This window comes from Methyloceanibacter sp., from assembly GCF_051306395.1.
Taxonomy (GTDB): Bacteria; Pseudomonadota; Alphaproteobacteria; order Rhizobiales; family Methyloligellaceae; genus Methyloceanibacter.
The window spans coordinates 1-9,316 of sequence record NZ_JBPPND010000175.1 but is presented as its reverse complement, the minus strand read 5'-3'; the positions used below and the strand labels follow the sequence as shown (position 1 = coordinate 9,316).

Here is a 9,316-nt window from a genome sequence, read left to right as displayed (position 1 = left end):
CGATGAATTTGAAACAAGTATTACCAAAGTCCAAATCGTGTGAATATTAGAATCGAGTGGAATTTTCGTTTCAAACTTTATTGATTGCAGTGAAGGTCCTTTATTTCATTTGAGCTATAGTGCTCCGATCTGCAGGGGAATGCAGAAAAAATGCGGAATACAAACCGCAGTCAACAGAGAGGGCAAACCAATGATGTTCCTGCTTAGGTCAGCCTTTTGGCTGCTGATCCTCGTCTTGCTGGTCCCAACCGATCAAGGCCAGCAGAACCAGATCTACGGCACCGCGCAAGCCGCCGTGAATGACGTGGTGAGCTTCTGCGACCGCAATCCGCAGACCTGCGCCACGGGTCAAGACGCCTTCACCGTCCTGGTCCAGAAGGCCCAGTATGGCGCTCAGATGATGATGGCTCTGGTCGAAGGTCAGACCGATTCTCTTGGCGGCAGCTTCTCCGAGCCTGTGGCCATGCCGGGCGACGGCTCCGTGATGCCGGTCCCCTCGGCCGTGCCGATGGAGCCCGCGACCTGGGGCCCGACCGCAACTCAAGACACACTCAGCCCCGAGGACCGCGAAGCGGCTTGGGGCGGACCCGGCGTCTAAGCCGCCCGGCTCCCAGCGACTGCCGCGGGCGTATCCGTGCGCCCGGCTGAAAAAGAAAACTGCTTGGCAGCCCCCCGCCTGCCAATCGGGGCGCGCAGTTGGGAAGGTTCCTGCCCTTTCCCTCCCAACCTGCGCGCCCTTTCTTTTTAACGAAGGCCAGTCGCAGGTCGCCGCATCGCGGACTATATTGAACCTATGGATATAGCGACGGACACCCAGATCCCGGCCTTCGACGAGCTTCTCGCCGACTTCGAACTTCTCGACGACTGGGAAGACCGCTACCGATATGTCATCGAGCTCGGCCGGAAGCTGAAGCCGTTGCCGGATGCGGAGCGAAATGCCCAGAACAAGGTGGAAGGCTGCGTAAGCCAGGTCTGGCTCTCGACCACCGTGCATCGCGACGGCAGCCCGCGCCTTTCCTTCATCGGCGACAGCGACGCCCACATCGTGCGCGGCCTGATCGCCATCCTCTTCGCGATCTATTCCGGCCGAACCGCCGATGAGATCTTGGACATCGACGCGACCAAGACGCTGGGCGAGCTTCATCTCAAAGAGCATCTGACACCGCAGCGCTCCAATGGTCTCATGGCGATGGTCAAGCGCATTCAAAATGATGCGGCCAAGGCGGCGGCGAACTAGGTTTCGGTCTCTCAGGACCGGTCTTCCTCGCACACCCCGTCGATGCGCGGCCGGTAGTCGGCCTCACCCCAGTGACGCAATCCCCGCTGGCGATGACGCGCCTCCGCGATCAGACCGTAGTGCTTGGCAAGCCGGGTGAGCGCGATCTGCAGCACGACCTTGCCGGCGCGCTGCGGCCAGCCATTCGCCTTCTCGGCCTCTTCGAGCCCTTTCAACTCGCAGCAAATATCGACAAGCACGCCGGAGATCTCGGGGGCGCGCCACACGCGCTCAAGCAGCGAAGCGGTAGCGCATCAAAAATGCGCCCAAGCCGCGAACCCTCGCGCATGCTCATTTGCGGCGTTGGTCGGCACCGGGCCCCGCTTCTCATTGTTCTCTACGCTACCGGCCTCCGGCCTACTTGAGCGCTATGTGCGCTTCGGGCCGAGCGGCGAGTTGCGCGAGAGCAAATCCCAGCGAGCTTCTCGCGGGGGCTCGTAGTAGCCCCGGGGGGTGGCTCCGGCGCCGCCCGGAGGTCTCATTGCGGAAGAGACCCGCAGGCGCCGCACCCCGTCCCGCCATCACGAACGCCTCATGAGAACGCCCCTTCGAAAGGACGAGGTGATCGCATTGTACGGCAGGTTTCGAGGGCGGGGATAAGATCCGCAATCCCCGCCAAAGTCTCGGACCCCGCTGCCGGGTGCATGCTGAGCACCCCTCAAGCATCAGGACCCAAAGCCAATGTCTGGAGACAAACGACGCCATACGGCATCGCGACTGGGCCGCACCGGCTCCGCGGCAAAGCGCATTTTCGGCAGGTCGATCACCGCAAGCGCCGCGGTCTATGGCAGGTCGCGCGATCTGCCCCGGTTGCTCGCCCCATGGCCCCACGAGATCGAGGACCGGATGGAAGCCGGACGGCTTCATCTGCTGGCGAAGCTGCGACGCGCCTTGCGTGCGGAACGGCGCCGCGCCCGCGCCAATCACTGGAGCTACGACCTGAACCGGCATCTCGGTCTGCTCAGCGCTTACAAGGGCGAGTTGGCCAATCTCGCGCCGGCCGTTGCGCGTCCTACCCGTACTGGGTCTGACGCGCCTGAACGGCCGGAGGCAGGGCCGGAGGATAACGGTAGAGCGTGAATTCCGCCGGCACGTGCGCCCTATCGCCCGGGCCCGTCGTGTCGTGACAAAGAATCCTGTCCACCCGGACCCCGTCGTCCGACAGGGGCAAGCGCAACCAAAACAAGAGCACATGATCCCGCCCCTCGGCCGGCCCGCGGACCACGCCATGGGCGGGCAGACCTTCCTTGGCGACGCGGTCGTGGATGCGGCGCCAATAGGCCGCGCACGTGCCGGAGAACACCTCACCGAGGCGCTTTCCCGTGATTTCCTTGCCGTAGATGTCCCGCAGCCGCGTGCCCGCCAGCCGGAACAGACCCCGGTCGAACCCCTCGCGGAGATCGATCAGACCCAAATACGGAAGCAGTCGCGGGACTTTAAGAGGGTCGAGATCGGCGCGTGCCGGGATGGGCCGCTCGCCGGCGGAGTGCAGCCAATAGTCGAAGAGATCACGCTGTCCCTGGATCGCCAACTGAGCCCGAAAGGCGCAATCGGACAGCATTTCATCCCCCCCTTATCCCCGCGAATCGCCCGTTACTGACTATGTGGCGTTCGCCTGTCACATGCAAGGAGAGGTCTAAAATTCTCTAGGAATCGCAATAGCTTGTGCCGCGCGCAGCAGCAGCCCCCCGATCTTGCGGGAGGCGGGCGGCAGGATGTGTCCGTGGCGTTATCGTGGGCGAATCGTCGCCCGATCATGCGTTCCCGAAGCGCCGATTATGCGCTTTTAGCGCCGCCGCTGACCGAGCCCCATGCGCTTGGCGAGATCGGAGCGCGCGGCGGCGTAGTTCGGCGCGACCATCGGGTAGTCGTGGGGCAGACCCCACTTCTCGCGGTACTCTTCCGGGGACAGATCGTAATGAGTCCGCAAGTGCCGCTTCAGCGACTTGAACTTCTTCCCGTCCTCGAGGCAGATAATGAACTCCGGCGTCACGGACTTCTTGACCGGGACGGCGGGCTTCAGCTCTTCCTTGGCCGGCTGGCCGCCCGCGCTGGAGGCTTTGCTCAAGGCATCGTACACATTGTGGATGACGCCGGGCAGGTCCGTGGCCACAACGGTGTTGTTGCTGACATAAGCCGAGACAATCTCGGCGGTCAGTTCAACGAGTTCGTTTTTTTCCAGATTCGCGTCCATGAAGTGGCTCCTTGATCCTGCCCAATACCCGTTTGAGCGAAGCAGACCACGAATCCGTGGCAGCCTGCGCGTCTCCCAGGTTCAAGTGACTTCTTAAAGTCACCAGAATACGCCGTTTTTGTGGCCGAAAACTACAATGTTACGCAACTAATGAGCATGCAGCGCAATGATGCTTTGCTGATTTGCCTCTATATCATCTTTCGACAAAACTGCAACGGACCTCTTCTCGCGAAGACTGTACGCTAACCGGTGGAATTTGAGGGTGTGACGCGTTTTCTTTAGCCTGCACCGTTCCTTGGGCGCATGAAGTGATCGAAACTTGCAGCCAGCCACCACACACAAGTCTGAGGCGGCGCGTTTCTCCATCAAGCCTGCGTGAAAGCAAGGAGACACCTCTTAGAGGGAAACTTCAGGTCACCTATATTCTTTGCGAACCAGAACAGACGAAACCGAGAGTGCGGTCACCATGAGCAAAACCGAGAACAACGAGAAGACCACATCGAACGAGGACTGGCGCACCAAGCTGACGCCGGAGCAATTCCACGTCACCCGCGAGCAGGGCACCGAGCGCGCCTTCAGCCACCCCTATCATGCGGAGAAGAGCGAGGGCATGTATCGCTGCGTGTGCTGCGGCGCGCCCCTGTTCAGCTCGGACACGAAGTTCGACTCCGGCACCGGGTGGCCGAGCTTCACCGACGTCGCCGCCGCGGACACGGTGACGACCCATGAGGACAACGCCTTCGGCATGCGGCGTGTCGAGGTCCGCTGCGCTAACTGCGATGCGCATCTGGGGCATGTGTTCCCGGACGGTCCCGGGGAAAACGGCCTGCGCTATTGCATCAATGGCTGCGCCCTCGAACTTGACACCGATGCCGGGAGCGGCAAGACCTCCGGTTAGTCTCTAGCCGCACGTCAATCCAAGGCATGAACGAACAGCATCTTCCCGCGCGAGCGCCGCTGGCCGCCCGCCGTCCTTCGACCTCGAACCATCACGGCATCGCCCGCGAGGACGATTACGCCTGGCTGCGCGCCGACAACTGGCAGGCGGTGATGCGCGACCCCGCCGTGCTGCCGGCGGACATCCGGGCGCATCTCGAAGCGGAGAACGCTTATACGGGCGCGGTCATGGCGGACACCGAGCCGCTGCAAGAGACGCTGTTCGCCGAGATGAAGGGCCGCATCAAGGAGGACGATTCGAGCGTGCCCGCCCCGGACGGCGCCTTCGACTACTACACGCGCTACGTGGTGGGCGGACAGCACCCGCTGTTCTGCCGGCGTCCACGCGGCGGCGGCACGGAAGAGATCCTGATCGACGGCAACGCGCTCGCCGCGCCCCATGCCTATTTCCGCATCGCCAATGTCGCCCACAGCCCCGACCACACGCTCGTCGCCTATGCCGTCGATACCAAGGGCTCGGAGTTCTACACCGTCACCATCGTCGAGGCGGAAACCGGCAGACTGGTCGATGCGCAGATCACCGACAACAATGGCGGCTTCCAATGGGCCGCCGACAGCAAGACGCTTCTTTATGTGTGGCTCGACGAGGAGCACCGGCCCCGCAAGCTGTTCGCCCACAGGGCCGGCGCGCAAGGCAAGGATCGCCTGATCCACGAGCAGACCGACCCCGGCTACTTCCTGGACATCGGTGCCACCCAGGACCACAAATATTTGCTGTTCGGCGTGCACGATCACGAGACGGCGGAGGTCAGCCTGATCGACGCGGCCGATCCGGGCGCCGCGCCGCGGCTTGTCGCGGCCCGCGAGGCGGAGCACGACTATTCCGTCGAGCACCATGGCGCCCGCCTCATTATTCTCACCAATTCCGGCGGCGCCGAGGACTACCGTATCGTCGAGGCGCCCGCCGACAGCCCTTCGCCCGAAAACTGGCGCGAGATCGAGCCGCACCGGCCGGGCCGGCTCATCCTCGATGTCGTCGCCTACAAGGACTTTCTCGTGCGGCTGGAGCGCGAGGACGGCCTGCCGCGCATCGTCATCCGCCGCTTCGCCGACGGCGAGGAGCACGAGATCGCCTTCGATGAGGAGGCCTACGCGCTCGGGCTTTCACACGGCTACGAATACGACACGCGCACACTGCGCTTCACCTACTCGTCCATGACCACGCCGGCGCAAGTCTTCGACTACGACATGGAGACGCGCGAGCGGACGCTCCGAAAGACTCAAGAGGTCCCGAGCGGTCACGACCCGTCGCTCTTCGTCACGCGCCGCGTCATGGCGCCCGCGAAAGACGGCGAGACGGTTCCCATCTCGCTGCTCTACCGCAAGGAGACGGCGCTCGACGGCACCGCGCCGCTCCTGCTCTACGGCTACGGGGCCTACGGCATGACCATGCCGGCCGGCTTCAACACCAACGCGCTGTCGCTGGTCGACCGCGGCTTCGTCTACGCCATCGCCCATATTCGCGGCGGCAAGGAGAAGGGCTATCGCTGGTACAAGGACGGCAAGCGCGAAAGGAAGGTGAACACCTTCACCGATTTCATCGCCGCGGGCGAGTATCTCGCCGAGCAGAAATTCACCTCGCGCGGCCGCATCATTGCACACGGGGGAAGTGCCGGCGGCATGCTGATGGGCGCCGTCGCCAACATGGCGCCGAACCTGTTTCTCGGCATCATCGCCGAAGTGCCGTTCGTGGATGTGCTCACCACCATGCTGGATGCGACCTTGCCGCTGACCCCGCCCGAATGGCCCGAATGGGGCAACCCTCTCCAGAGCGCGCAAGACTACCGCACCATCGCCGCCTACTCGCCCTACGACAATGTGCGGGGACAGACCTATCCCAACATCATCGCGCTGGCGGGGCTGACGGACCCGCGCGTGACCTATTGGGAGCCGGCCAAATGGGTGGCGAAGCTGCGAGAGGCCGACACCGGCGGCAATCTCATTTTGCTCCGCACCAATATGGAGGCGGGCCATGCGGGCGCATCGGGCCGTTTCGAGCGGCTGAAGGAAGTGGCGGTCTCTTACGCTTTTGCGTTGAAGGTTGCAGGCCTGGACGCATCCTCGGACTCGCCAGTGCCGAGGGACTAAATATGTGCTAGGAAATAAGCATGACGAAGTTTGCCCGCATAACCGTTGACCCGGCCCAAATGGGTGGTGTGCCATGCATTCGCGGCCAGCGTATTCCCGTCGCGACGGTGGTGGGCCTAGTAGCCGAAGGAATGACCGAGGCAGAGATTCTTGGGGCCTATCCCGACCTTGAACGCCAGGACATTCGCGAGGCCCTGCAATTCGCCGCTGAGGCCGTTGGCGAACGTGAGTTGCCGCTCGCCATTCCGTGAAGTTTCTCGTGGATAACGCACTCTCACCGTCGGTTGCAGAAGGGTTGCGGCAGCAAGGCCACGACGCGGTACACGTAATTGACTATGGCATGCAGGCAGCAAGTGATCAGGCCGTCTTCGACCACGCTGCGGAAGAAGATCGCGTGCTAGTGTCCGCAGACACCGATTTCAGCGCCCTACTCGCATCACGTCAGACATCCAAACCATCCATCGTTCTCTTTCGGCGAGGCGGAGAACGTCGGCCCGAGCGACAACTCGCACTCCTGATGGCCAATATGTCGGCCATGGAACCGCTCTTACAGCAAGGTAGCGTGGTCGTGTTGGAGCCGACTCGCATGCGCGTTCGGCGGCTTCCGTTCAGCTAGAAAGGCTCCGTGTCGCGCGGCACGCCTAGGCGGACCCGCGCCATCTATGCAAAAGTGCCGGCAATGCTGCTTTCCCGCGATAAGTCCCAAGTCCTCATCGTCGACGTCCAGGACAAGCTCCTGAACGCGATTTCCGGCAAGGACCGGGTGGTCGACCGCTGCGTCCGGCTCGTGCAGGCCGCCCGCAAGCTCGACATTCCCATCACCGTGTCGGAGCAATATCCGCAAGGCTTGGGCCCGACCCACGATTCTATTCGCGACGCCTTCGCCAATGACGGCTTCATCGCCGACAAGACCGAGTTCTCCTGCATGCGCAACGAGATGCTGAAGGACCGGCTGCACGAGCTGCGCCGCCATGGGCGCTCGCAAGTCGTGATCGGCGGCATCGAGGCTCATGTCTGCGTCTTGCAGACGGCGATCGATCTGGAGTCCCAAGGCTTCGAGGCTTTCGTGGTGGCAGACGCCGTGGGCTCGCGCGCCAAGGCGAGCCGCAAGCTCGGCCTCGCGCGCTTACAGAAATCGAGCGTGGACGTCGTGGACAGCGAGATGGTGCTGTTCGAGTGGATGGAGCGTGCTGGCACGCCCGAGTTCAAGCAGCTCCAGGCGCTGATAAAATAAGAACTGCGCCCCCTGACCGCCCCTTGTCCCGTCATACCTTGCGAAAGCGGACGATGACAAAGCCTCGCTTCCTGAACGGATCCTGCACTTTCGGTTCATGCTGCGTTCAGGTGGAAAGACGCACTCTCCACGGTGTCAGATCCCTGTAACTGATGTAGCGAACCTTCCTCGGCACCGGGCGTGGAGTTCAGGGGCTCCACGCCCACCCCGATTCCAAGACAACCAATTCCGCCGCTTTCGCAAGGACTTCGCGACCGCGGCGTGCCGCCTTGCTTCGGTTTCCGGGAACCTTTAGCTTTCAGCGGTCTTTCCTACTTTCACCCACTCAAAATCCCCCGGAGACCCATCGTGGCATTCGAACTCCCACCCCTACCCTACGCATACGACGCGCTTCAGCCCTATATGTCGGCCGAGACGCTCGAATATCACCACGACAAGCATCACAAGGCTTACGTGGACAACCTCAACAAGCTGATCGAAGGCACCGACTACGAGAGCAAGGACCTCGAGACCATCGTCAAGAAGAGCTTCGGCAAGAACGCCGGCGTCTTCAACAACGCCGCCCAGGACTTCAACCACATCCAGTTCTGGCCGTGGATGAAGAAGGACGGCGGCGGCAAGAAGGTGCCGGGCGCGATCCTGGCGCTGATGGACCGCGATCTCGGCGGCTTCGACAAGTTCCGCGAGGCCTTTATCGAGGCCGGCAAGACCCAGTTCGGCTCGGGCTGGTGCTGGCTCACCCTGAACAAGGACGGCAAGCTCGAAGTGACCAAGACGCTGAACGGCGAGAACCCGCTGGTGCATGGCGGCTGGCCGCTGCTCGGCTGCGATGTCTGGGAGCACTCCTATTACATCGACTACCGCAACGCGCGGCCGAAATATCTCGAAGCCTGGTTCGACAATCTCATCAACTGGGAGCATGTCGAGCAGATGTACGCGCAAGCGCCGAACAAATAGCGCTTCGCCGTAGATGCGATTCTGGCGGGCGGTCGGAAGCGGCCGCCCGTTTCGCGTTTTAAGCGTCGGCTTCGCCGCCCTGTTTCGCGTCTTCGAAGGCCTCGCTCGCCTCGAGCCAGCGCGCTTCCGCCGCCGCCAGATCGCGCTCCACCGCGCCGCGCTGCTTCATCAGCTCGCCGGCCGCGGCGTCGGGCGAGGTCAGCAGCGCATCGATCTCGTCGCGCTTCCGCCACAGCGTCTTCATTTCCGCTTCCGCCGAGGTCGCGGTCTTGCGCAGCGCTTTCGCGCGTTCCCGCGCGTCCGCCGCCGCCTTGCGCTTATCCTTGCGGCTGATCTTCTGGGACGGGTCCGCGCCATTGCCGCCCTTGCCCGAGCCCGCGCTCAGGACCTGATCGCGATAGTCCTCGATACTGCCGTCGAACTCCCGCGCCGTGCCGTCGGCCACGAGCAGCAGCCGGTCGGCGATCAAGCCTAAGAGATGCCGGTCATGGCTGACGACGACGACGGCGCCGCCGAAGGCCGCCAGCGCCTGCACCAGCGCCTCGCGCGCATCCACGTCGAGATGGTTGGTCGGCTCGTCGAGGATGAGGATATGCGGCGCATCGCGGGT

Annotated in this window: 12 protein-coding genes and 1 pseudogene; 9 read left to right on the top strand and 4 right to left on the bottom strand. The window is 62.9% G+C overall.

What is annotated here, in order from left to right; genetic code table 11:
* Nucleotides 1–190 precede the first annotated feature (190 nt).
* Nucleotides 191–598, top strand: a complete 408-nt coding sequence (locus ACSLE4_RS09035) for a DUF5330 domain-containing protein (protein WP_435904132.1) — start codon at nt 191–193, stop codon at nt 596–598.
* A gap of 195 nt (nt 599–793) precedes the next feature.
* Nucleotides 794–1,237: a SufE family protein gene (locus tag ACSLE4_RS09030; protein ID WP_435904131.1), complete on the top strand. Its 444-nt coding sequence runs from the start codon at nt 794–796 to the stop codon at nt 1,235–1,237.
* Nucleotides 1,238–1,248: 11 nt separating this feature from the next.
* Here the strand turns inward: ACSLE4_RS09030 and ACSLE4_RS09025 are convergent, their stop codons facing one another.
* A complete protein-coding gene (locus ACSLE4_RS09025) occupies nt 1,249–1,503 on the bottom strand; it encodes a DUF6456 domain-containing protein (protein WP_435904130.1) in 255 nt (84 codons plus the stop codon).
* Nucleotides 1,504–1,957: 454 nt separating this feature from the next.
* Here ACSLE4_RS09025 and ACSLE4_RS09020 point away from each other — a divergent pair, with 454 nt between their 5' ends.
* On the top strand, nt 1,958–2,356 hold the full coding sequence (locus tag ACSLE4_RS09020; protein ID WP_435904129.1) for a hypothetical protein: 399 nt from the start codon (nt 1,958–1,960) through the stop codon (nt 2,354–2,356).
* On the opposite strand, the gene ACSLE4_RS09015 is transcribed toward ACSLE4_RS09020, so the two are convergent.
* Both ACSLE4_RS09015 and ACSLE4_RS09010 read right to left on the bottom strand, forming a co-directional pair.
* On the bottom strand, nt 2,289–2,837 hold the full coding sequence (locus ACSLE4_RS09015; RefSeq protein ID WP_435904128.1) for a PAS domain-containing protein: 549 nt from the start codon (nt 2,835–2,837) through the stop codon (nt 2,289–2,291). The genes ACSLE4_RS09020 and ACSLE4_RS09015 overlap by 68 nt on opposite strands.
* A 225-nt stretch (nt 2,838–3,062) precedes the next feature.
* On the bottom strand, nt 3,063–3,470 hold the full coding sequence (locus tag ACSLE4_RS09010; protein ID WP_435904127.1) for a MucR family transcriptional regulator: 408 nt from the start codon (nt 3,468–3,470) through the stop codon (nt 3,063–3,065).
* Nucleotides 3,471–3,936: 466 nt separating this feature from the next.
* On the opposite strand from ACSLE4_RS09010, the gene msrB reads away from it, so the two are divergent.
* The 6 genes from msrB (at nt 3,937) to ACSLE4_RS08980 (ending at nt 8,706) form a co-directional block, all read left to right on the top strand.
* Nucleotides 3,937–4,368 (top strand): peptide-methionine (R)-S-oxide reductase MsrB, encoded by a 432-nt coding sequence (gene msrB, locus ACSLE4_RS09005; RefSeq protein WP_435904126.1) that lies wholly within the window; start codon nt 3,937–3,939, stop codon nt 4,366–4,368.
* Nucleotides 4,369–4,394: 26 nt separating this feature from the next.
* Nucleotides 4,395–6,515 (top strand): S9 family peptidase, encoded by a 2,121-nt coding sequence (locus tag ACSLE4_RS09000; RefSeq protein ID WP_435904125.1) that lies wholly within the window; start codon nt 4,395–4,397, stop codon nt 6,513–6,515.
* Nucleotides 6,516–6,535: 20 nt separating this feature from the next.
* A complete protein-coding gene (locus tag ACSLE4_RS08995) occupies nt 6,536–6,766 on the top strand; it encodes a DUF433 domain-containing protein (RefSeq protein WP_435904124.1) in 231 nt (76 codons plus the stop codon).
* The gene (locus tag ACSLE4_RS08990; protein ID WP_435904123.1) at nt 6,763–7,131 is read left to right on the top strand and encodes a DUF5615 family PIN-like protein; all 369 of its coding nucleotides are present in this window, start codon (nt 6,763–6,765) and stop codon (nt 7,129–7,131) included. The genes ACSLE4_RS08995 and ACSLE4_RS08990 overlap by 4 nt, the downstream gene beginning before the upstream one ends.
* A gap of 63 nt (nt 7,132–7,194) precedes the next feature.
* Nucleotides 7,195–7,749 carry an isochorismatase family protein gene (locus ACSLE4_RS08985; RefSeq protein WP_435904122.1) on the top strand — a complete coding sequence of 185 codons (555 nt, stop codon included), beginning with the start codon at nt 7,195–7,197 and terminating at the stop codon, nt 7,747–7,749.
* Nucleotides 7,750–8,097: 348 nt separating this feature from the next.
* Nucleotides 8,098–8,706 (top strand): superoxide dismutase, encoded by a 609-nt coding sequence (locus tag ACSLE4_RS08980; protein ID WP_435904121.1) that lies wholly within the window; start codon nt 8,098–8,100, stop codon nt 8,704–8,706.
* Between the two features lie 58 nt (nt 8,707–8,764).
* Here the strand turns inward: ACSLE4_RS08980 and ACSLE4_RS08975 are convergent.
* Nucleotides 8,765–9,316 (bottom strand): annotated as a pseudogene (locus ACSLE4_RS08975) (ABC transporter ATP-binding protein); the annotation flags it as partial.

Bases quoted from the DNA above. Each gene is read 5' to 3' on its own strand.
- ACSLE4_RS09020 (WP_435904129.1), top strand. From the start codon at position 1,958: ATGTCTGGAGACAAACGACGCCATACGGCATCGCGACTGGGCCGCACC.
- ACSLE4_RS09000 (WP_435904125.1), top strand. From the start codon at position 4,395: ATGAACGAACAGCATCTTCCCGCGCGAGCGCCGCTGGCCGCCCGCCGT.
- ACSLE4_RS08985 (WP_435904122.1), top strand. From the start codon at position 7,195: ATGCTGCTTTCCCGCGATAAGTCCCAAGTCCTCATCGTCGACGTCCAG.
- ACSLE4_RS09010 (WP_435904127.1), bottom strand. From the start codon at position 3,470: ATGGACGCGAATCTGGAAAAAAACGAACTCGTTGAACTGACCGCCGAG.
- ACSLE4_RS09015 (WP_435904128.1), bottom strand. From the start codon at position 2,837: ATGCTGTCCGATTGCGCCTTTCGGGCTCAGTTGGCGATCCAGGGACAG.
- ACSLE4_RS09030 (WP_435904131.1), top strand. From the start codon at position 794: ATGGATATAGCGACGGACACCCAGATCCCGGCCTTCGACGAGCTTCTC.
- ACSLE4_RS09035 (WP_435904132.1), top strand. From the start codon at position 191: ATGATGTTCCTGCTTAGGTCAGCCTTTTGGCTGCTGATCCTCGTCTTG.
- msrB (WP_435904126.1), top strand. From the start codon at position 3,937: ATGAGCAAAACCGAGAACAACGAGAAGACCACATCGAACGAGGACTGG.
- ACSLE4_RS08995 (WP_435904124.1), top strand. From the start codon at position 6,536: ATGACGAAGTTTGCCCGCATAACCGTTGACCCGGCCCAAATGGGTGGT.